The organism is Nocardioides sp. LHG3406-4, assembly GCF_049897745.1.
Taxonomy (GTDB): domain Bacteria; phylum Actinomycetota; class Actinomycetes; order Propionibacteriales; family Nocardioidaceae; genus Nocardioides.
This window is the reverse complement of sequence record NZ_JAFCWV010000002.1, coordinates 881,362-906,875: the sequence shown is the minus strand read 5'-3', so window position 1 is coordinate 906,875 and position 25,514 is coordinate 881,362. Positions and strand designations below refer to the sequence as shown.

The following is a 25,514-nucleotide window of genomic DNA, read 5'->3' as shown; positions in this document are numbered from 1 at the left end:
GGAACGGGCGTGGCTGTCAGGACTCATCGCGGACCTCGCATCGGGATCTGGATCTGTGACTCAACTCCAGCTCACTATCCGACCCTCACCATCATGGCGCATCACCCAGATCGCATGATCTGGCTCTCCCGCTCCTCAAGTGGGCTTTCGGGCCGACTGATTGCCCGGGATCGCGCCGCCTCGAGAAGACAGCCTGGTCCGGGGCAGTGGCGTTGTTACCGCACCAGTTCAGGAGCCGAGGGCCCCGCTGCTGGCGGAGTATGGCAAGAAGAACGACCCGCCTCCCTGTCGTCCTGCAAGCTCGGGCCTCCATGTGTCCCGACCTGTTACGCCACGCGAGACCGCAGACCGCGGGCGACACTCCGCAGCGACCAGGCGGTGATCGGATCGGCGAGCCGCAGGACGGGGGCAAGTGCGGGGTGTGGTTCGAGGACGATCGTCCACACGAGACGCGACCCGTTGGGTGTGCCTTCCACGAAGAAGTCCTCGGCCAGACGACGTAGACCCGGGGTTGAGGCCTCCACCGCCGCGAACGTCTTACGGCGACCTTCCTCCCAACGGTAGTAGCGCTCCCGGGCCGTCAAGAATCCCAAGAGCGTGAGTTCGCAGGTTGTGCCCACCCCGAATGGACGCGGCGAGGTCCAACGCATTCTGGTGACCATCGGGCTCCAGGAGACCAGCGCGTCGTCGGATGTCAGCGCGGCCCAGGTCTGCTCAGCCGGAGCAGGCACATCGACGCTGTTGACGTACCGGAACGGCGCCACCTCGAAGAAGTCATCGTGGGTTTCGGCGAGTGTGTGCCAGCGGACCTTCATCGCAGACCTCCCTGCTTGCTCTCTTCGGGAACCCGACACGTACTGCGGTGCCCCAAGGCGCGGCTCCTCCGCCGTTCGCGCGTTTCACAGTTGTCGTGACCATGCCCGCCTGGTCGGCTGCCGACGCTACGAGTCCGGAAGCTGTTGACCGTCACCCACATCGGATGAAGACGCGGCGCTGCGCCGCGTCCTACTCTGGATCTGTCAGCGACTCGAGTGCCACGGTGGCGAGCAGGAGACCGATGTCCTCGCGTTCACCGACTTCGACTCCGTCGATGTCGCGGAGCGGAACTGGTGCCCAAGAACAGACGACTGTCCACCGGTATGGCGTGGCCGTTGTTGATCATCCTCATCCCGTGTCGTCGGACAAGAGTCCGTCGCCGAGATGCGGAAGGTGGAGGACGCCTACCGGGTGGTGTCCAAGGAGCTCCTCCTCGACGACTGGCTGGCCCGATCCCGGGGATCGGCGTACTGGGACAACGTGATGAGACTGACCGCAGCTCTGCAGTGACCCCCGTCCGCTCAGCAGGTCGACTGAATGTCATCGATCAACGTCTTCACATCGGTGCCGAACATGGACAGCGCCGAGCCGGCCGCGCTCAGCGTTGTGGCCGAAGCAGCCGTGACAGCCGCGTCGACGCTGGTCTTGAGGGCAGCGAAGCTGCTCTCGACCGCATCGAGCGGCTCGGCGAACTCGGACTCGGCGTCGGCCCTGACGTCCGCGAGGTTGTCCTCGACGGCCGCGAGGCTGCTCTCGAGGTCAGTGAGAGCAGTGCCGGAGTCGACATCAATCTCCGTCACACCCTCTACCGAGGCCTGGAGGTCGTCGATCGAGCCGCACACGGCTGGGTCGTCCTCACCGCAGGCGGTCAGCGAGACAGCCAGGAACAGGGTTGCGGCGATGGTGATTTTCATGAGTTCTTCTCCTTTGTCGAGATCGCTGTACGGTCATCTGTCGGGGTGGACGACCCAGGTCTGGGCCTCGTTGAGGGCGGCCCAGGTGGACTCGCCGAGGACAGGCGTCGCACCGAAGGCCCGGTCCGGGGGCGCTACCGAGACCGGCACCGTCCTGGCCAGGAGCGCTGCCATGTCCGGGTCGAGCCCGGACACGTAGAGCCGGCCACCCGCGGCGCCTAGCTGCGCGGCGTACTCCGCGAGGATGCGGAAGAAGGTCGCACCGAGCGAGGTGCGGCCACGCAGGCGAAGGACGACGGCGGGCGCCCTGGCCTCCGCCACCTCGGGCAACCGAGCCTGCAGGGTGCGGGCGCCGGCGTAGAACAGGCTGCCGTAGACGTCGAGGACAGTCACCCTGTGACTGGCCAGGATCAGTGGGGCCGGCTGCTGCCTGAACTGGTGGTCGTCGGTGGGGACGAGCTCGACGACCGTGAGGTCCATCGCCTCACGGTTGAGCTGCAACAGCAGCGAGAGAGCCACCCCCGTGCCGACTGCAACCGCGACCGGCATCAACAGCGTCGCGGCGAAGGTGGCGACGATGGCGATCTGAGAGAGCCGGCCAGTGCGCCAGATCGTCACGAGCTGGCGAGGTCGGACCGCCCCGACTGCGGCGTAGATCAGTACCGCGGCCAGCGTGGGCATGGCGACCATGCCGACGAGCCCCGCGAAGACGAGCAGGATGACCACCATCCAGACGCCCGACCAGATCGACGCCCACCGAGTCCGCGCGCCAGCCGACACGTTCAGGGCCGTCTGACCCACCGAACCGCCCACGGGTAGGCCACGCAGGAGTCCGGAGGCCGCGTTGGCCACGCCCTGGGCGACGAAGTCCTGGTTCATGTTCGAGGGTCGGCCGTCGGCGTTGGGCGCCGACTCGCTCACACCTGCTCCCTGAACCAGCACGATGACCGCGATGGCCATGGCATTGACGATGAGATCGAACGAGATCAAGTCCAGGTCGGGGACAGCTGGCATCGGCAGTGACCGCGGGATCTCGCCCTGGTCCTCGACCCGGGCCACCTCGGCGCTGGCTAGGATCACCACGAGCGTGGGAATGACGAGTGCCACCAGCGCGCTCACGGTGTTCACCCGAGTCCGCGCCAGGCCGAAGAGGATGACCAGCGCGCCGACCCCGGTCAGGAGCGATTCCAGGTTGACGTCCTCGAGATGGGTGAGCACGTCGAACGCCTTGGTGACCGCGTTGGGCCCTTCGGCGGCATACCCGGCCAGGTCGCCGAACTGGCCGCAGAGGATGTTCACCGCAACGCCAGTGAGGAACCCGGTCATGACCGAGTGGGATACGAAGCGGGTGTAGCGGCCCAACCTGAGCAGCCCGGCGGCGACCATGACGAGGCCGGCCAGGAGGGTGAGCAGGAACAACGCCTCCGGACGCTGGTCCGAGTCGAGACCCGACACCGCCGAGCCGGCGGCCAGCGCTGCAGCCGTGGTGGTCGTGATCACGATCAGCCGCGTGCTCGAGGTCAGCCCACCGGCCACCGGACCCGCGAAGCTCGCATACAGGCCATACACCGGGTTCACACCAACCAGCACCGCCGACGCCATGCCGTCGGGGACACTGCTGATCGCGCCCGGCAGCCCCGCAACGGCGTCCTTGCCGATGTACCTGCGGTCGGGCTTGATCGAACGGCACCAGGAACGCACTCCCCCGACGATCCCTTCCAGGCCGCCTCGCGTACTTGCCGCTGAGTCCGTCATCACGAGTCCGCCGCGTCAGTCCGACGGGTCAACCGAGGGTGTGGATGGCGTACGCCACGGCGAAGCCGAGCGTGGTGACGACCCCGACGAGCTTGCCGCCGTGCTCGAACGCCTCCGGCGTCATCGTGTTCGCGAGCATGGTGAGGATCGCGCCCGCGGCAAACGCCAGGACGAAGGCGGCGGTGGCGGGTGGGGAGTCCTGGAACAGGCCGTAGCCAGCCATGGAGGCGACCGCCGAGACAAGGGCGATGCCGATCCACATCCACAGGACTCGCGATGTCCGCCAACCTGCGCTGAGCAGGCCGGTCGACGACGAGATCGCCTCAGGCAGGTTGGAGATGAAGACCGCAGCCAAGTACGCGACGCCCACGGCGCCCCCTTCGTAGATCGTCAGCCCGATCACCATCGACTCAGGGATCCCGTCCAGCACAGTGCCGAGCACGATCGCCAGCGGAGAATCGCCTTCTTGACCTCCCGTAGCAGCCTTGCGATCGCCGCCGCCGAGGCGCGAGATCAGCCAGTCGCCGCCGAAGAAGACCCCGCAACCAACGAAGAGGCCCCAGGCGACCGCGCCCTCACCGGACGACTTCTCGGCTGCTTCCTCGACCAGGTCGAACGCGACGGCGCTGATCAGCACGCCCGCGCCGAAGCCCATGATCAGCCCGATCACGCGGAGACTGAGGTGCAGCCACATCGCGATCAGCGACCCGATCACCAGCGAGGATGCGGACGCCAAACCCCACGCGAACGCTGCACCCATGACTTTCCTCTTCTCAGTCCTAGGTCTTTGAACGTAGGGAGCGGGCCAGCCGGGAGCATCACACTGACTGGGTGAAGGCCACGAGGGAGTTCTAGAACGGCCCCGAGAGCTGGTTCGGCCTGCTCGGCCGAAACCCCTGCCGCGGCCGTACCGTCGTCCATTGACAGGCCCGCCGTTCGTAGGCGGCGACCCCACATGTCACATCATGTGAGTGATGCGCTCGGCCCTCGGCCGGCGGTTCAATGGGGCGTGACAGACCACGACGTCGTACGTGTTGCTCGGAGAGAAGCGTGGGAAGTGGACTACACCGAAGTCCTTCGCCGGCTGTCCCTCCACGACGAGCGCGTCGCGGCGACCGTCCTCGGCGCGAGCGCCATGCCCTCAGGTCTCGCCCCGAGCCTGGACCCGAGAACGCTGGCGCTCGTGCGGCTCGCTGCGCTGGTCGCGGTCGGGGGTGCCGTTCCGTCGTACGGTGCCCAGACTGATGCCGCTGTAGATGCGGGTGCGACGGTCGACGAGATCGTCGACGTGCTAGTGGGGGTGGTTGCGGTCGTCGGTCTGCCGCGGGTTGTTGCTGCGGCGCCGAAGCTCGCGCTGGCGCTCGGCCACGACGTCATGGAGGCCGAGGATCCTACCGATACCTGATCGGGTCAGCCGCCGAGTAGTCCGAACCTCATCGACTGCTCGACGGCGTCGTTGCGCGAAGAGACGCCCAGCTTGCGGTAGATCGAAGCGACCTCGGAGCTCACCGTGTTGCGGCTGACGAACAGTCGTTCCCCGATCTCACCGATCGTCAGGTGTGTCTGTAGGTAGGGCAGCAAACGCAGCTCCGCACCTGTGAGGGGGGCTGCGCCGGTTGCGCCGATCTGGGCGTTCCGGTCCACAGACTGGCGGACCGTCACTACCTGGTCGACAAGCGCGCCCAAGTTCGGCCGGTGGAGCAGAATCTCGTCAATCTCCCGTAGAAGGTGACGAGCGATGGACTGGTCTCCTCGGGTTGAGTACACCTTAGCGAGCTGCAGCCGGGCGCTCACTGCGATGACGGGCAGCACGAAGGTGCACAACGGACGCGCCCGCATGGCTCGGGCGAGCTGGCGGTCCGCGCCGTCAAGATCGCCCCGGTGCACCGCAAGACGAGCGGCCACTGCGAAGGCGACCACGCTGACCGCGTAGTCGTGCAGCCGGTGCTCGTCGATGACCTCCAGCGCTCGATCGACGCGTTCAGTCGCTTCGGCCCACCGGCCGTGATCCATCGCCAGCACAGCGAGCTCGGCCTCGCCGTCGACGACCGTGGCGGTCTTGCCCGCCGCCGCCCCGACCGCGACCGCCTCTGCGAACAGCAAGCCCGCGTTGTCCACGTCATCGGCGAGCAAGTGCGCGTGCGCGGACATCAGCAGCGCCGTGTCTCGCCAGGGGCTCCATGCCGGCTCCTGGGCCACCGCGAGGTCGGCGTCAGCCATCATCTGTTCGGGTCCTCTGGCGCACATCACCGCGCGAAGCATTCCCCGGGCGGAGTCGAAGGACGCCGTACCGTCCGTCGGCACCTGGTCGAACGAACTGGTTTCAAGGATCTCCGCCCACCGTTCCGCCGCTGCGGTCTGACCGGTCAAAGCCGCCACCCAGCCTGCCAGCACGGCGAGCGGTGGATGCCCCTCGACGACGGGGTCGTCCAGCGCGGAGAGCCACCGTTGCACGGTGGACATCTGGCCGGCGCTGTAGGTCGGCAAGATCAGCTCGGTGACCAGTTGGACGCACCGGTCTCGCTCGGTGGTGTTCAGCAGGTGCTCGATCGCCAAGAGCGGAGACCCGTTCGACTCATACCAGTCGGCAGCGCGCAGGTGCAGCTTCGTGCTGACGTCGGGCTCGACGCGTCGCAGCTCGCCCAGCAGGAACTCCCGATAAAGCGCGTGGTAGCGGAACCACTCGCGGTGACGATCTAGGGGGACTAGGAAGACGTTCGATGCCTCCAGTGCACGCAGCTGCTCCTGTCCGCCGGATTCCCCGAGCACGGCATCAGCCAGCGGGGCACACAGCTGGTCGAGCACCGCGGTACGCCGCAGGAACCGTTGTGTTCTCTTGGGCAGCAGCATGAGGGACTCGCGGTACAAGTAGTCGGCCACGTAACGATCGTCGCCGGAAACCGCCACCTTCCGGTCGCGGTTGTGGCGTGCGATCACCGCGGCCAGGTAGAGACCGACCGGCCAGCCTTCGGTGCGCTCAGTCACTTCAGCCGCCAGCTCGGATGAGACGTCGACCTGAGCCTCGGCGAAGACCTGTTCGGCCCCGGCCACGTCCAGGGCCAGGTCGCGCCCCTCGAATTCCACGGCGTCGCCCGACGCGCGGAGCCGTGGCAGGTGGGGTTGTTCGAACCGGCTCGCCGCAACCACCTGGGAGCCTTCGGGGATCCCCGCGATGGCCACGCCCAGGGCGTCGTGACAGGCGGACGCATGTAGCTCCTGGAGGTCGTCCACCATGAGCACGAACGGCTCCGGGGTCGACCTGAAGGCCGCGGCGAGGCGGGGGGCGGCGCGTCCCAGCGCATCCCCGCCCCGGCCGCCCATGTCGGCGGCCAGGCCGTCGTTGCCTGGCGTGACTCCCGCGTAGGCCGAGGCCAGCAGGGTGAGCAGGACTCCGGGGTCGTCGTCGTAGCGGTCCAGGGACACCCACGCGACCCGTCGATCCTCGGCCCGCGCCCATTGCGCCAGGAAAGTCGTCTTTCCGTAGCCCGCAGGCGCCGTCACGCCGACCACGCGACACCCGCTCGCACGTGCCGCTTCGACGATCTTTGCGCGGCTGACTGACCCTGAGCGAGGCTGTGGAATCGACAGCTTCGACGCGAGCAGGGACTGCTCGAGCTCAACTGCGGCCTGGTACGCGGACGCTGGTCGGGTGGCCTCCACGGTGTGACCCTACGCACGCGGCACGCTTGACCCCTCCTCCGGAGCGGATGACCTCTCCGTGAGTACCGAGACTGGAACTTGACGAGTTCACGCGATCTGCGTGATGCGGCGCCTCACCACGTCTGGTGCAATCACAGTCGGACACGCACTAGGTATGTCGATGACGACCGAGACCATCGACATCGCCACAGCGCATCACGGGGCAGAGGAATGACGATGCCAGGAGCCCGCTGTCCATGCCTGCGCCTGGAGAGTCCGCCCGAGCCGGGTTTTCACATGATGAGGGTGATTCGGCACCGGAGGTCCCACGGTTCCATGGTCATGAACACACCGTTCCCCGCGTGGCCGGCTGTCGCAGCGCCGAACCGTGCGGCACGTCAAGGAGGATCCACATGACCGATCAGAGCTATCAGCCCGCAAGCCCACAGGAAGCTCCCAGTGGCTGGGCCACCGGATTCATAGTCTTCGCCGGCGTGATGATGATCATGGCCGGCGCATTCCAGGCCATTGCCGGCCTGGTCGCACTCTTCGAGGACGAGTTCTACGCTGCCACCCGCAACTACCTGTTGCAGTTCGACGCCACCAGCTGGGGCTGGATCCACCTACTACTCGGGCTGCTGGTCTTCTTCGCCGGCTTCGCCGTCCTGTCGGGGCAGACCTGGGGCCGGGTCCTAGGCATCATCCTGGCCGTCCTGAGCGCCGTGAGCAATTTCGCGTTCATCCCGTACTACCCGTTCTGGGCCATGGCGATCATCGCACTCGACGTCTTCATCATCTGGGCCCTGGCCGCCCACGGTGATGACATCAACGGGTGATCCCCGGCCGGTGGCTGAACCTAGTAGCGGCACGACTGGAGAGATCCGATGAAGAGCACTGCCGCGTCGGCGCGCGACGCCTTCGAGCAGGCTCGTCCATTCGCGCTGACGCTCCTGTTTGTCTCCACGGCTCTCGCCATCACCTTGTGGGTCGTGGGGCCGGTCGGTGCGCTGCTCGCCGTACCGCTCGGCCCGCTCGTCAAGGCGATGCTGATCGAATCCGACCCCCGTACTCGCTGGGCCCTCCCCCTCATCTCCGGCACGCCCGCAGCCAGCGAGCCGCCCAAACCTAAGGCGACGCCCGAAGCGCGCCGCGCGCCAACCACGGGATGAGCTCCAGATGGCTCCCTCGACAGAACCCGCTACCACCGACGATGCGGACGGGACGAACGAGGACGAATCGGCACTCGAGGCGAAGATGAGGGCCGTCCTCCACCATCTTCCGTCCTGGGTGCAACTGCTGTCGGCGTGGCTGCTCTCCCGGTGGCCCGGCCGGATCGTCATCAACGGTCTCGAGTCGTTCGTCCGGCTCGACATGTTCGACCGGTCGATGACCGTTGCCGCCCAGTTCTTCACCTCGGTCTTTCCAATCCTGATCTTGTTCGCGACCTGGGCGGCCAAGTCGGATGCCGACCGGCTGGGGCACGCGGTGAGTCTGCCCGACGAGACCCAATCGGTCCTCCAAGACGCGGTGCAGGGCGACGGGAGCGCGTCGTTCGGCATCCTCGGGACCCTGCTCGTCCTGGCCTCCGCGACCAGCCTGTCGCGGGCCCTGGCGCGTGCCTTTGCCGCAATCTGGGACATCCCCACACCTAAGAGCAAGCTGGCGTCCGTGTGGCGCTGGCTGGCCGTGGTCCTGGGGCTGACCCTCGCCCTCGTCCTCGCGCGGACCGTGAGCGACTCGGTGAGAATACTGCCGCCTCGAGACGTGTGGCCGTTCCTGGTGTCCTTCGGACTCGACGTCGCGGTCGCCCTGATGGTGCCCTGGCTCCTCCTTGCCGGCGCGGTGCGCGCGCGGATCCTGATTCCGGGCGCGGTGTGCTTCGCCCTGCTGATGCTCACCGTCCGTCCCGCAACGGCCGCCTGGCTCCCCCATGCGCTGGAGGTCAGTGCCGACCGGTATGGCCCCATCGGGGTTGCGTTCACCTACCTGGCGTGCCTGTACACCGCGTCCCTCTGCTTCCTGGCGTCAGCCGTCCTCGGCCAGGTGATCGCCACCGACCGCGGCGGGCTCGGCCAGTGGATCCATGGTCCGGAAGAGGCGAAGGAGAGCAACGATCACAGCGCAGAGGTTGCCAGCAAGGACTCATGAGGCCCTCAGGTTGAGGCAGATTCGTTTCCTGTGTGATGTCGGAAGCTGCGCGCGGCACAGAGTGGGCTACGGCGACCCTGGACGCATCGAGCGTGGACGGGATCGACCGCTGGGCCTTCTTCCAGCGCGTCACCCTTCCCGAATCGTCGAAGGCCGCGCCTGTCTCGTCGTACCGGTGCGCGAGAGGCTCGTCCCCGTCGACCGCTCCGCCAACCCCGTGTTGATGGGGACAATCCGCGGCCGGCTCCGCCCGCGACAGGGACGCACAGCGCCCACGCCCGGGCCTACTCGAGCTGATCTCCACGCAGCGCTGATCCACCGCTCCGAGACCCGTAGCGTTCGGCATCTGACGCCAGTTTCTCCAGGGCCCCAGTCGAGCCGCTCCATGCGACTATCCGGCCCGTAGGCGGGATGCTCCCGGATGCACCTGGGTGACGATCCTAGGCAGTGACTCCTGAGCTGACCTGCAGTAACGCGTAGCAGAGGGTTCCAGAAGGACCCTCAGGCCACCCCTGTGCCGTCCATGTCCCAGAGGGCGGCCCTCATCAGTCCTCCGGGTCGTAGCCGAGGTTGGGCGAGAGCCAGCGCTCGGTCTCCCTGAGCGACCAACCCTTGCGGTCGGCGTACTCCGCGACCTGGTCGCGGCCGAGGCGGCCGACGACGAAGTACTGCGACTGCGGGTGCGAGAAGTACCACCCCGACACCGCGGCGCCCGGCCACATGGCCATCGACTCGGTGAGCCGGATCCCGGTGTTCTTCTCCACGTCGAGCAGGTCCCAGAGGAGCTGCTTCTCGGTGTGGTCGGGGCATGCGGGGTAGCCCGGCGCCGGGCGGATCCCGTGGTAGCGCTCGGCGATCAGGTCGGCGTTGCTGAGCTCCTCGGTCGGCTGGTGCCCCCAGAAGTCGGTGCGCACCCGCTGGTGCAGGCGCTCGGCGAAGGCCTCGGCCAGCCGGTCGGCGAGCGACTCGAGCAAGATGGCGGAGTAGTCGTCGAGCTCGGCCTTGAACGCCTTGATGCGGTGCTCGACGCCGATCCCGGCCGTGACCGCGAACCCGCCGATGTGGTCGGCGAGGCCGGTGTCGCGCGGGGCGACGTAATCGGAGAGCGCCCGGTTGGGGACCCCGTCGCGGTGCTGGCCCTGCTGGCGCAGGTGGTGCAGCGTGGTGCGCACCTCGGCACGCCCCTCGTCGGCGTACACCTCGATGTCGTCACCCACCGCGCTGGCCGGGAAGAACCCGTAGACCGCGTTGGCGGTGAGCCACTTCTCGTCCACGATCTTGTCGAGCATCGCCTGGGCGTCGTCGTAGAGCTTGCGCGCGACCTCGCCCGTGGTCGGGTTGTTGAGGATGTCGGGGAACTTGCCCTTCATCTCCCAGGCGTTGAAGAACGGCTGCCAGTCGATGTACTCGCGCAGCTCGCCGATGTTGTAGTCCTCGAGCACGTGCACGCCCGACTGCGCCGGCGCCGGCGGCTGGTAGCCCTCCCAGTCGATCGGCGTGGCGTTGGCCCTGGCCTGCTCGAGCGTGGCCATCGGCCGGTCGTGCTTGGTGGCGTGGCGGGCGCGCAGCGAGTCGTAGTCGGCCTTGACGTCGGCCATCAGCTTCGCGCGGCCGGTGTCGTGCAGCAGCGCGGCCGCGGTCGGCACGGAGCGGGAGGCGTCCTTGACCCAGACCACCGGACCGTCGTACTTCGGGTCCACCTTGACCGCCGTGTGGGCGCGCGAGGTCGTGGCTCCGCCGATGAGCAGCGGGATGCTGAGGCCCTGGCGCTGCATCTCGGTGGCGAAGTTGACCATCTCGTCGAGCGAGGGGGTGATGAGGCCGGACAGGCCGATGATGTCGGCGCCCACCTCAGCGGCGGTGTCGAGGATCTTCTGGGCGGGCACCATCACGCCGAGGTCGATGACCTCGTAGTTGTTGCACTGGAGCACCACGCCGACGATGTTCTTGCCGATGTCGTGGACGTCACCCTTCACGGTCGCCATCACGATGGTGCCGTTGGTGTCCTTGGCGGTGGCGAACTCCGGGTTGTCGAGCTTCTCCTGCTCGATGAAGGGGATGAGATAGGCGACGGCCTTCTTCATGACCCGGGCGCTCTTGACCACCTGCGGCAGGAACATCTTGCCGGCGCCGAAGAGGTCCCCGACGACGTTCATGCCGTCCATGAGCGGGCCCTCGATCACCTCGATCGGCCGGCCGCCGCGGGCGGCGATCTCCTGGCGCAGGATCTCGGTGTCGTCGGTGACGTGGGCGTCGATGCCCTTGACGAGGGCGTGCGTGATCCGCTCCCCGATGGGCAGCGAGCGCCACTCCGCCTCGGTGGCCTCGTCGACCTCGCCGACGCGGTTGTAGGTCTCGGCGATCTCGAGCAGCCGCTCGGCCGCGTCCGGGCGCCGGTTGAGCACGACGTCCTCGATGCGCTCGCGCAGCTCGGGCTCGACCTGGTCGTAGACCACCAGGGCGCCGGCGTTGACGATGCCCATGTCGAGGCCGGCCCGGATGGCGTGGAAGAGGAAGACGGCGTGGATCGCCTCGCGCACCGGGTTGTTGCCCCGGAAGGAGAAGCTCACGTTGGAGATGCCGCCGCTGACCTTGGCGCCGGGCAGGTTCTCCTTGATCCAGCGGGTGGCCTCGATGAAGTCCAGCCCGTACGACGCGTGCTCCTCGATGCCGGTCGCGAGGGCGAACACGTTGGGGTCGAAGATGATGTCCTCGGGCGGGAACCCGACCTCGTCGACGAGGATGTCGTAGGCACGCTGACAGATGGCCTTGCGGCGCTCGAGGTTGTCGGCCTGGCCGTCCTCGTCGAAGGCCATCACGACGGCGGCGGCGCCGTACTTGCGGCACAGCTTGGCCTGCTCGCGGAACTTCTCCTCGCCCTCCTTCATGGAGATCGAGTTGACGATCGGCTTGCCCTGGACGTTCTTGAGGCCGGCCTCGATGACCTCCCACTTGGAGGAGTCCACCATCACCGGCACCCGGCTGATGTCGGGCTCGGCGGCGATCAGCTTGGTGAAGCGGTCCATGGCCGCGACGCCGTCGATCATGCCCTCGTCCATGTTGACGTCGATGACCTGTGCGCCGTTCTCGACCTGCTGCACGGCAACCGACAGGGCGGCGTCGTAGTCGCCGTCCTTGATGAGCTTGCGGAAGCGCGCGGACCCGGTGATGTTGGTGCGCTCGCCGATGTTGACGAACAGGCTCTCCTCGGTGATGTTCAGCGGCTCGAGGCCGGAGAGTCGCATCACCGGCGCGGCCTCCACCGGCGTACGGCGCTCCTTGCCGGCCACCGCGCTCGCGATCGCGGCGATGTGCTCGGGGGTCGTGCCGCAGCAGCCACCGACGAGGTTCAGGAACCCCGCGTCGGCGAACTCCTCGAGCACGGCCGCAGTCTCCTCGGGCGCCTCGTCGTACTCGCCGAACGCGTTCGGCAGGCCGGCGTTGGGGTAGCAGGAGACGAACGAGTCGGCGAGGCGGGACAGCTCGGCGAGGTAGGGCCGCATGTCCCGGGCACCCAGCGCGCAGTTGAGGCCGACGGCGAGCGGTCGGGCGTGGCGGATCGAGTCCCAGAAGGCCTCGGTGACCTGGCCGGAGAGGGTGCGTCCCGACGCATCGGTGATCGTCCCCGAGATGATGACCGGCCAGCGACGCCCGAGCTCCTCGAAGAGCTGCTCGACGGCGAAGATCGCCGCCTTGGCGTTGAGCGTGTCGAAGATCGTCTCGATGATCAGCAGGTCCGCGCCGCCGTCGACGAGCCCGCGGGCCGCCTTCAGGTACGCCGCGGCGAGCTGGTCGTAGGTCACGTTGCGCGCGCCCGGGTCGTTGACGTCGGGCGAGATCGATGCCGTGCGCGTCGTCGGGCCGAGCGCTCCGGCGACGAAGCGCGGGTGGTCGGGCGTCGCCACCTTGTCGCAGGCCGCGCGCGCCAGCCTGGCCGACTCGAGGTTGAGCTCGTAGGAGAGCTCCTCCATGCCGTAGTCCGACAGCGAGATGGCGGTGGCGTTGAACGTGTTGGTCTCGATGATGTCGGCGCCGGCCTCGAGGTACTCCTCGTGGATGCCGCGGATGATGTCGGGCTGGGTGAGCGTCAGCAGATCGTTGTTGCCGACCAGGTCAGTTGGCCAGTCGGCGAACCGCTCGCCCCGGTAGCCCGCCTCGTCGGGTCGGTCGCGCTGGATGGCCGTGCCCATCGCACCGTCGATGATGAGCACACGCTCGTTCAGCAGTGCGGTCAGCTGCTCGGTGGCATCTGGACGGTGGTCGGACACGGGCATCCTCTCGGGCGGCCGCACGGGGGCGGGACACCCAGCCTAGGTAGGGGGTCCACAGGGCGGACGGCGTTCCCGCATCGTGACACCGCGCCAAGACCACGACGAAATCCACGACCGGACTAGTGTTGCGGGGTGATCGAGATCGATGACCTCACCGACCTGGTGAATCCCGTGGTGATTGCCGCCTTCGAGGGGTGGAACGACGCGGCCGAGTCGGCCTCCCAGGTGGTCGCCCACCTGATGGCCGTGTGGGACGCCACCGTCGTCGGCGCGATCGACCCGGAGGAGTTCTACGACTTCCAGGTCAACCGGCCGATGGTCTCGACCGACGACAACGGCCACCGTCGGCTGATCTGGCCGACCACCCAGATCGCGGTCGCCTCGCCGCCGAACCTCGACCGCGACGTCATCCTGATCCGCGGCATCGAGCCCAACATGCGCTGGCGCCAGTTCTGTGCCGAGCTGCTCGCCGCCTGCGACGAGCTCGGCGGCGAGCTCGTGGTCACGCTGGGCGCCCTGCTGGCCGACACCCCGCACACGCGGCCGATCCCGGTGACCGGTACGGCGACCGAGCCCGACCTCGTCGACCGGCTGAAGCTCGAGCAGTCCACCTACGAGGGACCCACCGGCATCGTCGGGGTCTTCCAGGACGCCTGCGACCGGCTCGACATCCCCTCGGTGTCCTACTGGGCCGCCGTACCCCACTACGTCGCGCAGCCGCCCTGCCCCAAGGCCACGCTCGCGCTGATCGGGCAGATCGAGGACCTGCTGGGGGCCAGCATCCCGCTCGGCGACCTGCCCGAGGAGGCCCGGGCCTGGGAGCGCGGCGTCGACGAGCTCGCCGAGGAGGACGAGGACATCGCGGAGTACGTCCAGGCCCTCGAGGAGACCCGGGACACCACCGACCTGCCCGAGGCCTCCGGCGAGGCGATCGCCCGGGAGTTCGAGCGGTACCTCAAGCGGAGCCGGGGCGAGGAGCCGGACTGAGCTGTCGCGGGTCGGCTGGGTCGGCTGGGGTCTGCCGATTGGTCCCAAACCGCAACATTTCGGCCCCTGGACCCGTCGTTTGGTCCCAAACCGCAGATTTCACGCCCACGGACCTGCGGTGTGTGACCACACTGCAGGCACTCCTCAGAGCGCCAGCCCCAGCGACGCGTCGAGCAGGTCGCGTACGACGTCGGCCGCCGCGGCGTCCGACTTGTCGGCGGGACCCGACGTACCCAGCGTGGCATCGACCCACGCCTGCACCGCGGCCACCGCGACCGGGGCGTCGAGGTCGTCGGCCAGGGCAGCCGTGACGGCGGAGACGACGGGCGCGGCCGGCGCCCCGCCGCCGAGCGACAGCGCCGAGCGCCACTGCTGCAGGGTGTCGACGGCGTCGAAGAGCGCCTGGTCGGTCCACTCCCAGTTCTCGCGGTAGTGGTGGCGCAGCAGCGCCAGCCGGATCGCCATCGGGTCGATGTCGCTGTTGCGGAGCTGGGAGACGAAGACCAGGTTGCCGCGGGACTTCGACATCTTCTCCCCGTCGTAGGCGACCATCCCGGCGTGGGCGTAGACGCGGGCGAAGTCGGCGCCCGAGGCGACCTGACCCTCCCCCGCGCTCATCTCGTGGTGCGGGAAGACGAGGTCGGACCCGCCGCCCTGCACGTCGAACGACTCACCGAGGTGCTCCTTCGCGATGGCCGCGCACTCGATGTGCCAGCCGGGCCGGCCCCGGCCGAAGGGACTGTCCCAGGAGGGCTCGCCCTCGCGCTCGGCGGTCCACACCACGCAGTCGAGGGGGTCGCGCTTGCCCTCGCGGTCGGGGTCTCCGCCGCGCTCGGCGAAGACGAGGCACATCTCGTCGCGCTCCATCCGCGAGATCTCCCCGAAGCGTGGGTCGGCGCCGACCGAGTAGTACAGGTCGTCGTCCACGCGGTAGATCGCGCCGGCGTCGTCGAGGCGCTGGATCAACGCGGTCACCAAGGGGATCGACTCGACCGCCCCGACGTAGCTCATCGGTGGGAGCACCCGCAGCGCCTCCATGTCCTGGCGGAACAGCTCCGTCTCCCGCTCCGCCAGCGCCTGCCAGTCGATGCCGACCTTCGTGGCGCGTTCGAGCAGGGGGTCGTCGACGTCGGTGACGTTCTGCACGTAGTTGACGTCGTGCCCCGCGACGCGCCAGGCCCGGTTGAGCAGGTCGAACGCGACGTACGTCGCCGCGTGCCCGATGTGGGTGGCGTCGTACGGCGTGATCCCGCAGACGTAGAGCCGCGCCGGGCCCTCGGGACTGGTCTCGACGAGGGTGCCCGTGGAAGTGTCGTGGATCCGCACGGGGGGACCGGGTTCGGGCAGGGAGGGGACGTCGGGGACCGACCAAGCACGCATGTCGCGAAGCCTACCCAGCGCTCCGAGTCAGAACGGCGGCCAGGGGATGGCTGGCCCGCGTGCGTGCGGCGCGGGCATCACCGGGTCGGCGAGCAACCGGCGGCACCGGGACGCGAGAGCGTCCAGCTCGTCGTCCGCCAGCAGCTCACGGAGTACGCCGTCGCGCGCGTGGCCCAGCACGGTCGCGACACCGTCCAGCTCGTCGTCGGCCAGGGGCTCGCCGAGCCAGCCCCACAGCACGGTCCGCAGCTTCGGCTCGACGTGGAAGGACACGCCGTGGTCGACGCCGTACCGGTGCCCGTCGGCCATCGCCAGCACGTGCCCGCCCTTGCGGTCGGCGTTGTTGACGAGGACGTCGAACACCGCCATCCGCCGCAAGGCGGGCGAGTCCTCGTGCACCAGTGACACCGAGCGGTCCCGCTCGTCGACGCCGTCGAAGACGTGGCGGTAGCCCTCGGGCAGCCGGCCGGTCCGGACGATGTCGACAGCGGTCTGGTCGGGGTCGGGCTCCATCCAGGCCTGGACCATGCCGGGGCCGTGCGGGCCGTCGCGCAGCACCGTGGGCGGCACGACGTCCCAGCCGAGCATCTCGGAGACGACGTACGCCGCCACCTCCCGAGAGGCCAGGGTGCCGTCCGGGAAGTCCCACAGCGGCCGCTCGCCCGCGACCGGCTTGTAGACCACCCGGATGTCGGCGAGTGCTCCGATGAAGGTCGCGTTGGACGCGGGCATCACCCGGCCGTGCAGCTCGATGTCGCCGTCGAGCAGGTCCTCGGTGCCGACCGTGCGGTCTGCCATCAACGGCTCAGGGGTCGCGGCGGCGGAACCCGTTGGCGCGCACGCACAGGTGTCCGTCGGGGTCGATCGGGTTGCCGCAGAAGGGGCAGGGCGGGCGGCCGGCCTCGATGACGCGTGCCGAGCGCTTGACGAACGCGCGGGCCATCCCGGCGCCCAGCCGGACCAGGAAGATCTCCTCGGGCTCGGGCTCCTCGAGCTCCTCGTCCACCTGCTCCGGCGACACGACCGCCGCCTCGGTGTAGGGGAACACCTCGATGACGATGCGCTCGTCGGAGGGGTCCCACGACAGCGTCATCGTGCCCGCGCGGAACTCCTCCTCGATGGGCTGCTCGAGCGGGTGGTCGTCGTCGAGGTCCAGGGGTGCGACCGCCGGGATCAGGGACTGCGTCTCCTCGCTGGCCATCAGCTCGTCCAGGAGCTCGTCGACCCGCTCCACGAGCGCGGCGACCTGCTGCTTCTCCAAGGCCACGGTGACCAGCCTGGGTCCGGTCCGCGCCTGCAGGAAGAAGGTGCGTTGACCGGGCAGGCCGACCGTCCCCACGACGAAGCGGTCCGGTGGGTCGAACGAGTGCACGACGGGCATGTAGCCCACCCTATGACCGCGTGCCAGTCGGGCTGGGGCCCGCTCCCCCGCCGACGGCGGCGTCGGGACTCACCCGGCGCCGGGACCGCTTCGCCGGCCGCAGCCACGAGAGGTCCCCGGCATGGGTGTTGCTGGCCTGGACGTAGGGCCGGGCGTCGGTGTAGCGGATGATGCTGACCGACGCCGGGTCGACGACGATCCGCTGGAACTGGTCGAGGTGCGTGCCCAGCGCGTCGGCCAGGATCGACTTGATGATGTCGCCGTGGCTCACGGCGACCCAGACAGCGTCCTCGCCGTGCTCGTCGCGGACCTGCCGGTCGTGGCGGCGTACGGCGGCGACCGCGCGGTCCTGCATGGCCCGCATCGACTCGCCCCCGGGGAACGCCGCGGCCGACGGCTGCTGCTGCACCAGCTTCCACAGCGGCTCCTTGGCGAGCTCCTTGAGAGCTCGGCCCTGCCAGTCGCCGTAGTCGCACTCGGTGAGCTTGGCGTCGCGGCTGGCCCGCAGCGACTCCGGATGGGCGGCCACGATGGCGGCGGCGGTCTGGCGGCAGCGTTCGAGCGGGCTGGTCACCACGGCACGCAGGGGTACGGCGGCGAGCCGCTCCGCCATCACCCGCACCTGCTGCTCACCGGCGTCGTCGAGAAGGACGCCGGACTGGCGGCCGGCAAGCACCCCGCTGGCGTTGGCCGTCGTCCGGCCGTGGCGGACGAGGATCACGGTTGGCATGGCGGCGACTGTAGCCGGACGCTCGGGGCCGGACGTTCGGGGTTAGCCTGCGTCCTGTGATCGTCGACAACGCGCTGTACCGCGACGGGGTGCGGGTCCCGGTCGACTGTGACATCGCCGACCTGGCCGCGATGCGCGAGCGCATCGGGCCCGGGGACTTCGTCTGGGCCGGGCTGCACGAGCCGACCGCCGACGAGCTCGACGAGGTCGCGGCCGCCTTCGGCCTCCACCCGCTCGCCGTCGAGGACGCGCTCAACGCCCATCAGCGGCCCAAGCTCGAGCTCTACGACGACAGCCTGTTCCTGATCCTCAAGACGCTCTGGTACGTCGACGAGAACGACGCCGTCGAGACCGGGGAGATCAGCCTGTTCGTCGGCAACGACTTCGTCGTCTCGGTGCGGCACGGTTCGGGCAGCGGGCTCCGCGACGCCAGGCTCGGGCTCGAGCAGCGACAGAAGGTGCTGGCGCACGGTCCGTCAGCCGTCGTCTACGCGGTGTGCGACGAGGTGGTCGACCACTACGAGGAGGTCGCGGCCTCGCTGACCGAGGACGTCGACGAGGTCGAGGAGTCGGTGTTCAGCACCGAGCGCACCAAGGACGCGGAGCGCATCTACGTGCTCAAGCGTGAGCTGGCCGAGGTACGCCGCGCCGTCCTCCCCCTGCGTGACCCGATCAGCAGGTTCAGCGATGCCCGGGTGCGCGGCATCGATCCCAACTCGGGGCCGTACTTCCGCGACGTGGGCGACCACCTGTCGCGGGTCTCGGACACGATCGACTCGCTCGACCTGCTGCTCTCCTCGGCCTTCGACGCGCACCTGGCGCAGATCTCGGTCCAGCAGAACGACGACATGCGGAAGATCTCGGCCGGGGCCGCACTGGTCGTCGTACCCACGCTGATCGCCGGCGTCTACGGCATGAACTTCGACCACATGCCCGAGCTCGGCTGGACCTTCGGGTACCCGTTCGCCCTCGCACTCATGTTCGGCTGCTCGGGCGTGCTGTGGTGGTGGTTCAAGCGGTCCGGATGGCTCTGACCGTCACGCCGCCAGCACGCCCGTCGCCACGAGGATGAGCGTGGCGGCTCCGAGAGCGACCCGGTACAGCACGAACGGCGTGTAGGACTTCGTCGAGACGTAGCGCAGCAGCCAGGCGATGGCGGCGTACCCGACGACGAACGACACCACGGTGGCCGTGATGGTCGGTCCCCAGCCGTAGGTGTTGTCGCCGTGCGGTATCTCCTTGAGCTCGAAGAGCCCGGCACCGACGACGGCGGGGATGGCGAGCAGGAAGGCGTAGCGGGTCGCCGCCTCGCGCTCGAAGCCGAGGAAGCGGCCCATCGAGATGGTGGCGCCGCTGCGGGAGACGCCGGGGATGAGGGCCAGCGCCTGCGCCGCCCCCATCAGGATCGAGTCGCGCAGGGTGATGTGCTTGACCTGCCGGTTGTCCGCACTGACGCGGTCGGCGATGCCCAGCACGACGCCCAGCACGATCAGGGTGGCGCCGATGATCCAGAGGTTGCGGAAGTCGCGCTCGATGACGTCCTTGAGCAGGACGCCGAGGAGGACGATCGGCAGCGAGCCGATGATGATGAACCAGCCCATCCGGGCGTCGAAGTGCCCGCGGTACTCAGGCTTGACCAGCGACAGCACCCAGGTCGACCCGATGCGCCAGATGTCCTTGCGGAAGTAGATGAGCACGGCGAGCTCGGTGCCGATCTGGATGACCGCCGTGAACGCCGCACCCGGGTCGCCCCACCCGAAGAGCTCGGGGAAGATCCGCAGGTGCGCGCTGCTGGAGATGGGCAGAAACTCGGTGAGACCCTGGATGACTCCGAGCACCACGGCCTTGAACAGATCCAACACGGCGCGAAGCCTACGGTGCACGGTCGGTCGCCCGACGACCCCCGGGTGCGGCGTCGGCGTGGCGCCGGGCCGGGTGCCCGGCCGACAGAGGGCTGGTCGATAGCGTGGCGCCATGCAGCTGCGTTCAGTGGGCTCGACGGGTCTCAAGGTCTCCCGGCTCGGCCTCGGCACCATGACCTGGGGTCGCGACACCGACGAGCACGAGGCGCGCGACCAGCTCGTCTCGTTCGTCGAGGCCGGAGGCACGCTCCTCGACACGGCGGCGGGGTACGGCGACGGTGCGTCCGAGCAGCTGATCGGCACGCTCATCGGCGATGTCGTCGCCCGCGACGAGGTGGTGCTGGCGACGAAGGCCGGCATCTCCCGGCGTGCCGGCGAACGCGTCACCGACACCTCCCGGGGCCACCTGCTCTCCGCGCTCGACGCGTCGCTGCGGCGGCTGGCCGTCGACCACGTCGACCTGTGGCAGGTGCACGTCTGGACCGACCAGACGCCGCTCGAGGAGACCCTGGCGGCCCTCGACTTCGCGGTGTCGACCGGCCGGGCGGCGTACGTCGGGATCTCCAACTACACCGGCTGGCAGACCGCCCAGGCCGCCACCTGGCAGCGCGCCGTCCAGGGCCGTACGCCGCTGGCGTCGACCCAGGTGGAGTACTCCCTGCTCAACCGAGGGGTCGAGCACGAGGTCGTGCCCGCTGCTGCGGCGCTGGGACTCGGCGTACTCCCGTGGTCGCCGCTGGGCCGCGGCGTGCTGACCGGCAAGTACCGCAGCGGCACGCCGTCGGACTCCCGCGGGGCGTCACCGCACTTCGCGAACTTCGTCGGGAGCTACCTCGACGAGCGCGGCCGGAGCATCGTGGAGGCGGTCGCCCGGGCGGCCGAGGGCCTGGGCTGGACCCCGCTCGAGGTGGCCCTGGTCTGGGTGCGCGACCGCCCGGGCGTCACAGCCCCCATCGTCGGCGCCCGCACGGCCGCCCAGCTGTCAGGAGCCCTGGGAGTGGAGGAGCTGGTCCTGCCCACCGAGATCGTCGACGCCCTCGACGACGTCTCGGGAGAATGAGCACATGAGCCGCGTCTCCCGTCGCCCGCCGTCGACCCGCGGGGTGGAGTGGGAGTTCCAGAAGGTCACCTTCTCCCGCGAGTTCCCGCGCGGCGTGGTGACCAAGCTCCTCGTGGAGCGCGCCGAGCACGGTGGCTGGGAGCTCGACCGGGTCCGGATCGGGCCCGACGGCGTACGCCGCGTGGTGCTGCGCCGCAAGATCATCCGGCAGCGGCTGACGCTGTCGGTGTGAGTCACACCAGCCTCAGGGGTTGCGCCGAGGTCGTGGTTTGGTCCCAAACCGCAACCAGATCGGCCCGGAGCATGCGGTTCGTGCCCAATCGACGTGGGCTGGCGAGGCACCCCGATCGAGTCGCCTGAGCATTGCCGATTGGTCCCAAACCGCAACCAGATCGGCCTCAGACCCGTCGATTGGTCCCAAACCGCAGACCAGCGCTGCTCACACCTCGTCGAGGAACCGGTCGAACACCCGCGCCCCGAACTCCAACGCGTCCACCGGCACCCGCTCGTCGACCCCGTGGAACAGCGCGGTGAAGTCGAGGTCCGCAGGCAGCCGCAACGGGGCGAAGCCGTATGACCGCATCCCCAGCTTGGTGAAGTGCTTCGCGTCGGTGCCGCCGCTCATCAGGTACGGCGCAACGACCGCCTCGGGGTCCTCGGCCAGGATCGACCGGCTCATCGCATCGACCAGGCTGCCTTCGTACGGCGTCTCCCAGGGCTGCTGCCGGGAGATGAAGTCGATCGAGACGCTCTCGCCGCACAGCTCGGCCAGGGTGGCGAAGAACTCGTCCTCGTAGCCGGGCAGGAAGCGGCCGTCGATGTGCGCGCTGGCCTCGGTCGGGATCACGTTGACCTTGTAGCCGGCGTCGAGCTGGGTCGGGTTGGCGGTGTTCCGGATCACCGCGCCGAGCATCCGCGAGGCGTCGCCGAACTCCTCGATCAGGGCCTCGGCGTTCTCGGGCGTCGCCGTGGTGCCGGCGAGCGACGCGACCGCGGCCAGCAGCACCTCCATCGTCGGGGTGAGGCGCACCGGCCACTCGTAGGCACCGATCCGGGCCACCGCGCCGGCGAGCTCGGTCACCGCGTTCTCGTGGTTGATCATGGAGCCGTGCCCGGCGCGCCCGCGCGCGGTCAGCTTCATCCAGGCCATGCCCTTCTCGGCGGCCTCGATCAGGTAGAGGCGCCTGCCGCGCACCGTGGCGCTGAAGCCGCCGACCTCGCCGACAGCCTCGGTGCAGTCGGCCAGCTCGTCGGCCATGTCCTCGATCAGCGCCTCGGCGCCGTTGTGGCCGCCGGCCTCCTCGTCGGCGGTGAACGCCAGCACGATCGGCCGGTCCGGCACCCGGCCGGCCCGCGCCCGGGCCCGGACGACCGACAGCAGCATCGCGTCGAAGTCCTTCATGTCGACCGCGCCCCGGCCCCACACGTAGCCGTCCCGCACCTCCCCGGAGAACGGGTGCACCTGCCAGTCCTCCGCGGCCGCCGGTACGACGTCCAGGTGGCCGTGCAGGAGCAGTGGCTCCCGGTCCCCGGACCCCCAGCGCGCGACCACGGAGGTCCGGCCCTTCTCACGCTCGTGCAGCGTCGAGGAGATGCCGACCTCGTCGAGCAGCCCGGCGACGTACTCGGCGGCCTGCCGCTCCCCGGGGCCCTCGCCGTCGCCGTAGTTGGACGTGTCCATCCTGATCAACCGGTGGCAGAGGTCCACCACCTCGCCGGCCGGGTCGTGCGCTGCCTGCGTGGTCCCCGTCGACGTCGTCATGCCCTCATCCAACACGACCGAAGGAGAGCCCGGCACCGGCGAGCGCCTCCCGGAGCCGGTCCAGCGCGAAGGGCCCGACCCCGTGCAGCGCGGCCACCTCCTGCTCGGTGACGCCGGTCAGGGACTCGAGCGACGTGAGGCCCGCAGCGGTGAGCGCGCGGGACGCGGGTGCCCCGGTGCGTGGCAGCGGAGTACCCGACGGAGGCGCGGGCCGCTCGCGAGGCGGTCGACCGTGGTCGACGACGGCGATCCCGCGTGGCGACAGCCGGTAGCCGATGTCGAGGGACTGGGTCAGCCCGCGCTCCTTGAGCTTGCGTACGTCGCGCTTGAAGCTCGGAGTGTCCCGTCCGACCTCCTCGGCCAGCTCTGGCGCGCGGCGACCCGGGAACCGGTCGATGAGGTCGAGCGTCACGCGGGTCCATGGCCCGACTGACGACGATGCGTCGAGCCGGTCCAGCCAAGCGTGGATCGCGCTGATCTCCGCCTCGTCCGGCACGGTCTCCCGCAGCGTCTCGCGCGGGTCGCGTCCGGCATGCCGCAGCCCGACGCGGAACACCGGGTCGTGCGGTCGCCCCTCGAGTGCGACGAGCAGGTCGGCCAGGGACGCGGCTCCCGCGCGACGAGCGTCCTCCTCGGTCAGCGAGGCCGGGTCGACCTCATCGACGGAGGTCACCTCGACCAGGCCGACACCGGTGCGCATCCGGGTTCCGACCTTGAGACGCGGCCGGAACCAGCGCCGGAACGCCAGGTCGACCTCCCCGGCCACGATGGCCGCCAGCTCGGCGGGTCGGATCATCATGTGCCCAGTCCATCACGCCCGGGTGGCGGGCCCGACTCACGAGGCGGGGTCGAGGACCTCGTCCCACTCGCTCTGCTCGGCGTCCGCCAGGGCCCTGCCGACCTCGTCGGCGTCGGGCAGGTCCCCGGTGTCGTCGCGGAACATGGCGCTCAGCCGCATGGTGCCGTCGTGACTGACCTGCTCCGGGACGCCGTCGCGCTCGGTCACGACGTACCCGTCGCCCTCCCGGCACTCGAGGTAGCCCTCGATGGGCTCGCAGGCCGGCCCCGTCGCCACGCCGATCTCCACGTCGAGGTGAGGTGCGTCGTAGTCCTGGTCGGTCGTCGACTCGGGCTCGTAGCGCAGGGAGTATCCGGTCATCTGTGATTCGCCACCGTTCGGCCGCACGGAGGTGGTGCCGATGAACTCCGCCCGGGTGCCGTCGATCTCCGGGAGGTACGGCGTCAACCCGGCCGCCTCGAGCTTGCGGGTCTGATCGGCCCGGTGCCGGGCGTCGTCGACGAGCTCGCCGACGCTCGGGCCGGCGGTTGCGGCGAGGAAGAGCCCCACGACACATGCCACCACGCCCAGGGCGGTGGCGCCCGTGTCGTCCTCGGCCCAGCGCACGACGGCCACGGCGGCCGGAGCGGCAAAGGCGGCAGCAGGGATCCCCGCCAGCAGGCACACCGAGGTATGCCCACCCGGGTCCCCGATGAGGGCCACGGCCGTCAACGCGACCAGAGCGGTCACGGCGAACGCTGCGGAGGTGGCGAGCGCGAGACCACGCGCACGAGGCACCCCCGCAAGCCGCAGGAGCAGTCCGAACAGCAGCACCATCACCGCCGCGGCGGTGAGCCAGCCGTACAGCGCGCCGTACGTCGTCGTCGCCAGGGCTGCGCGCAGCGGCACGATGAGCAGCAGCCCGGTCAGGAAGGCGCCGACGAGCTGTCCGGCCGCGGGATCGACCACCTGGGCACGCTCTGACACAGGCCCTCGGCGGAGCGCGTGATGCCCTCGACGGCTCTCGACTCGGGCGGCACTGAGGTGGCGGGCATGCCCTCACCCTTCCGCAGGTCACGGGGCACCAAACCCTCGCCGACGGATGCCGGGCCGCTCCTCAACCAGGTCGATCTCCACGTTCCGAAATGGCAAACGTCCCACCATCAGGGGCTGCCTGCTGGTGGGACGGATCCCGATCTTCGTGTGTCCGAGGGGGGACTTGAACCCCCACGCCCGATAAAGGGCACTAGCACCTCAAGCTAGCGCGTCTGCCAATTCCGCCACCCGGACGAGTGCTGCAGAACAGTAGCAAAGCAGCACCCCGGATCCTGAATCGGGGCGGCTGCGGCGAACGCTCGCCATGCGCCCCGTGCGGATCGCGTCGGGCCCGGTCTCCCAGACCTGGTGCCGGTGCCTGCGGCCGGCCGGCCTGGCAGTGGATACGGTGTCGAGGTGAGCGACGTTCTGCGGGTGGCCTTCGTGACCGGCTCGGCCCCCGACAAGTGGGCGGCCCGCTGGCGCGAGCGGTCGCGCACCCGCCTCGCGCTCACGATGGTCGAGGAGTCCGAGCAGCGCCGGGTCCTCGACGACGACACCGCCGACATGGTGATCGCGCGTCTCCCGATCGACGAGACCGACCTGCACGTCGTACGCCTCTACGAGGAGCTTCCGGTCGCGGTCGTGTCCCGCGAGCACCCCGCCGCGGCGTACGACGAGCTTCCGGTCGCCGACCTGCTCGACGAGCAGTTCGTGCTCGGCCCACCGGCCGGCATGACCCCGGTGAGCGACCAGCTCGACTTCCCCCCGATGAGCCAGCGCGACGCCGTCGAGGTGGCTGCCAGCGGCTCGGGCGTGGTCGTGCTGCCGATGTCTGTCGCCCGGCTGCTTCAGCGCAAGGACGTCGCCCACGTCGTGCTCACCGACCTGCCCTCCACCCAGATCGCGCTGGTCTGGAAGAGGGACCGCGACGACGACGACACCCAGGCCTTCGTCGGCGTGGTCAAGGGCCGTACGTCGCGCAGCTCGCGCTGA

Annotated in this window: 24 protein-coding genes and 1 tRNA gene; 10 read left to right on the top strand and 15 right to left on the bottom strand. The window is 69.4% G+C overall.

Features of this window, described 5'->3' with window-relative positions; all coding sequences use genetic code 11:
- Positions 1-326 precede the first annotated feature (326 nt).
- Positions 327-815, bottom strand: a complete 489-nt coding sequence (locus tag ACP7BP_RS10440; RefSeq protein WP_426244531.1) for an SRPBCC family protein — start codon at positions 813-815, stop codon at positions 327-329.
- A 385-nt stretch (positions 816-1,200) separates the two neighbouring features.
- Between ACP7BP_RS10440 and ACP7BP_RS10435 the strand changes: the two genes are divergently transcribed.
- Positions 1,201-1,326 (top strand): hypothetical protein, encoded by a 126-nt coding sequence (locus tag ACP7BP_RS10435; RefSeq protein WP_426244530.1) that lies wholly within the window; start codon positions 1,201-1,203, stop codon positions 1,324-1,326.
- Between the two features lie 11 nt (positions 1,327-1,337).
- Here the strand turns inward: ACP7BP_RS10435 and ACP7BP_RS10430 are convergent, their stop codons facing one another.
- The 3 genes from ACP7BP_RS10430 to ACP7BP_RS10420 all read right to left on the bottom strand — a co-directional run bounded on the left by ACP7BP_RS10430 (position 1,338) and on the right by ACP7BP_RS10420 (position 4,245).
- Complete coding sequence (locus ACP7BP_RS10430) at positions 1,338-1,730, bottom strand: hypothetical protein (RefSeq protein ID WP_426244529.1); 393 nt, start codon at positions 1,728-1,730, stop codon at positions 1,338-1,340.
- Positions 1,731-1,763: 33 nt separating this feature from the next.
- On the bottom strand, positions 1,764-3,431 hold the full coding sequence (locus ACP7BP_RS10425; RefSeq protein ID WP_426244528.1) for a SulP family inorganic anion transporter: 1,668 nt from the start codon (positions 3,429-3,431) through the stop codon (positions 1,764-1,766).
- Between the two features lie 82 nt (positions 3,432-3,513).
- A complete protein-coding gene (locus ACP7BP_RS10420) occupies positions 3,514-4,245 on the bottom strand; it encodes a ZIP family metal transporter (protein ID WP_426244527.1) in 732 nt (243 codons plus the stop codon).
- 249 nt (positions 4,246-4,494) lie between these two features.
- On the opposite strand from ACP7BP_RS10420, the gene ACP7BP_RS10415 reads away from it, so the two are divergent.
- Positions 4,495-4,890, top strand: coding sequence for a carboxymuconolactone decarboxylase family protein (locus ACP7BP_RS10415; protein WP_426244526.1), 396 nt, complete (start codon positions 4,495-4,497; stop codon positions 4,888-4,890).
- Between the two features lie 5 nt (positions 4,891-4,895).
- On the opposite strand, the gene ACP7BP_RS10410 is transcribed toward ACP7BP_RS10415, so the two are convergent.
- Entirely contained in the window at positions 4,896-7,145 is a 2,250-nt protein-coding gene (locus ACP7BP_RS10410; RefSeq protein ID WP_426244525.1) for a LuxR C-terminal-related transcriptional regulator, read from the bottom strand.
- Positions 7,146-7,537: 392 nt separating this feature from the next.
- Here ACP7BP_RS10410 and ACP7BP_RS10405 point away from each other — a divergent pair, with 392 nt between their 5' ends.
- From ACP7BP_RS10405 to ACP7BP_RS10395, 3 genes are read left to right on the top strand one after another with little or no spacing between them, the layout of a single operon-like run.
- The gene (locus ACP7BP_RS10405) at positions 7,538-7,960 is read left to right on the top strand and encodes a DUF7144 family membrane protein (protein ID WP_426244524.1); all 423 of its coding nucleotides are present in this window, start codon (positions 7,538-7,540) and stop codon (positions 7,958-7,960) included.
- Positions 7,961-8,008: 48 nt separating this feature from the next.
- Positions 8,009-8,293 (top strand): hypothetical protein, encoded by a 285-nt coding sequence (locus ACP7BP_RS10400; RefSeq protein ID WP_426244523.1) that lies wholly within the window; start codon positions 8,009-8,011, stop codon positions 8,291-8,293.
- A 7-nt stretch (positions 8,294-8,300) separates the two neighbouring features.
- Positions 8,301-9,272, top strand: coding sequence for a YhjD/YihY/BrkB family envelope integrity protein (locus ACP7BP_RS10395; protein ID WP_426244522.1), 972 nt, complete (start codon positions 8,301-8,303; stop codon positions 9,270-9,272).
- Between the two features lie 545 nt (positions 9,273-9,817).
- Here the strand turns inward: ACP7BP_RS10395 and metH are convergent.
- Positions 9,818-13,546, bottom strand: a complete 3,729-nt coding sequence (gene metH, locus ACP7BP_RS10390) for a methionine synthase (protein ID WP_426244521.1) — start codon at positions 13,544-13,546, stop codon at positions 9,818-9,820.
- A 129-nt stretch (positions 13,547-13,675) separates the two neighbouring features.
- Between metH and ACP7BP_RS10385 the strand changes: the two genes are divergently transcribed.
- On the top strand, positions 13,676-14,530 hold the full coding sequence (locus ACP7BP_RS10385; protein WP_426244520.1) for a PAC2 family protein: 855 nt from the start codon (positions 13,676-13,678) through the stop codon (positions 14,528-14,530).
- 144 nt (positions 14,531-14,674) lie between these two features.
- On the opposite strand, the gene mshC is transcribed toward ACP7BP_RS10385, so the two are convergent.
- The 4 genes from mshC to ACP7BP_RS10365 are packed head-to-tail and all read right to left on the bottom strand — an operon-like array spanning position 14,675 to position 18,021.
- Entirely contained in the window at positions 14,675-15,910 is a 1,236-nt protein-coding gene (mshC, locus tag ACP7BP_RS10380) for a cysteine--1-D-myo-inosityl 2-amino-2-deoxy-alpha-D-glucopyranoside ligase (RefSeq protein WP_426244519.1), read from the bottom strand.
- Between the two features lie 27 nt (positions 15,911-15,937).
- Positions 15,938-16,708, bottom strand: coding sequence for an SCO1664 family protein (locus ACP7BP_RS10375; RefSeq protein ID WP_426244518.1), 771 nt, complete (start codon positions 16,706-16,708; stop codon positions 15,938-15,940).
- A 7-nt stretch (positions 16,709-16,715) separates the two neighbouring features.
- Complete coding sequence (locus ACP7BP_RS10370; protein ID WP_426244517.1) at positions 16,716-17,291, bottom strand: DUF3090 domain-containing protein; 576 nt, start codon at positions 17,289-17,291, stop codon at positions 16,716-16,718.
- A 10-nt stretch (positions 17,292-17,301) separates the two neighbouring features.
- Entirely contained in the window at positions 17,302-18,021 is a 720-nt protein-coding gene (locus ACP7BP_RS10365; protein WP_426244516.1) for a histidine phosphatase family protein, read from the bottom strand.
- 56 nt (positions 18,022-18,077) lie between these two features.
- On the opposite strand from ACP7BP_RS10365, the gene corA reads away from it, so the two are divergent.
- Positions 18,078-19,055: a magnesium/cobalt transporter CorA gene (corA, locus tag ACP7BP_RS10360; protein ID WP_426244515.1), complete on the top strand. Its 978-nt coding sequence runs from the start codon at positions 18,078-18,080 to the stop codon at positions 19,053-19,055.
- Between the two features lie 3 nt (positions 19,056-19,058).
- On the opposite strand, the gene ACP7BP_RS10355 is transcribed toward corA, so the two are convergent.
- Positions 19,059-19,880 carry an undecaprenyl-diphosphate phosphatase gene (locus ACP7BP_RS10355; protein ID WP_426244787.1) on the bottom strand — a complete coding sequence of 274 codons (822 nt, stop codon included), beginning with the start codon at positions 19,878-19,880 and terminating at the stop codon, positions 19,059-19,061.
- Between the two features lie 115 nt (positions 19,881-19,995).
- On the opposite strand from ACP7BP_RS10355, the gene ACP7BP_RS10350 reads away from it, so the two are divergent.
- Both ACP7BP_RS10350 and ACP7BP_RS10345 read left to right on the top strand, forming a co-directional pair.
- Positions 19,996-20,943 (top strand): aldo/keto reductase, encoded by a 948-nt coding sequence (locus tag ACP7BP_RS10350; RefSeq protein ID WP_426244514.1) that lies wholly within the window; start codon positions 19,996-19,998, stop codon positions 20,941-20,943.
- A 4-nt stretch (positions 20,944-20,947) separates the two neighbouring features.
- Complete coding sequence (locus tag ACP7BP_RS10345) at positions 20,948-21,175, top strand: DUF5703 family protein (RefSeq protein ID WP_426244513.1); 228 nt, start codon at positions 20,948-20,950, stop codon at positions 21,173-21,175.
- 207 nt (positions 21,176-21,382) lie between these two features.
- Here the strand turns inward: ACP7BP_RS10345 and ACP7BP_RS10340 are convergent, their stop codons facing one another.
- From ACP7BP_RS10340 to ACP7BP_RS10325, 4 genes are all read right to left on the bottom strand, one after another.
- Positions 21,383-22,705 carry a M20/M25/M40 family metallo-hydrolase gene (locus ACP7BP_RS10340; protein WP_426244512.1) on the bottom strand — a complete coding sequence of 441 codons (1,323 nt, stop codon included), beginning with the start codon at positions 22,703-22,705 and terminating at the stop codon, positions 21,383-21,385.
- A gap of 4 nt (positions 22,706-22,709) precedes the next feature.
- Entirely contained in the window at positions 22,710-23,504 is a 795-nt protein-coding gene (locus tag ACP7BP_RS10335) for a hypothetical protein (protein WP_426244511.1), read from the bottom strand.
- A 36-nt stretch (positions 23,505-23,540) separates the two neighbouring features.
- Positions 23,541-24,452 carry a hypothetical protein gene (locus tag ACP7BP_RS10330; RefSeq protein ID WP_426244510.1) on the bottom strand — a complete coding sequence of 304 codons (912 nt, stop codon included), beginning with the start codon at positions 24,450-24,452 and terminating at the stop codon, positions 23,541-23,543.
- Between the two features lie 235 nt (positions 24,453-24,687).
- Positions 24,688-24,773: transfer RNA gene (locus ACP7BP_RS10325), tRNA-Leu, on the bottom strand.
- 162 nt (positions 24,774-24,935) lie between these two features.
- Between ACP7BP_RS10325 and ACP7BP_RS10320 the strand changes: the two genes are divergently transcribed.
- A complete protein-coding gene (locus ACP7BP_RS10320; RefSeq protein WP_426244509.1) occupies positions 24,936-25,514 on the top strand; it encodes a LysR substrate-binding domain-containing protein in 579 nt (192 codons plus the stop codon).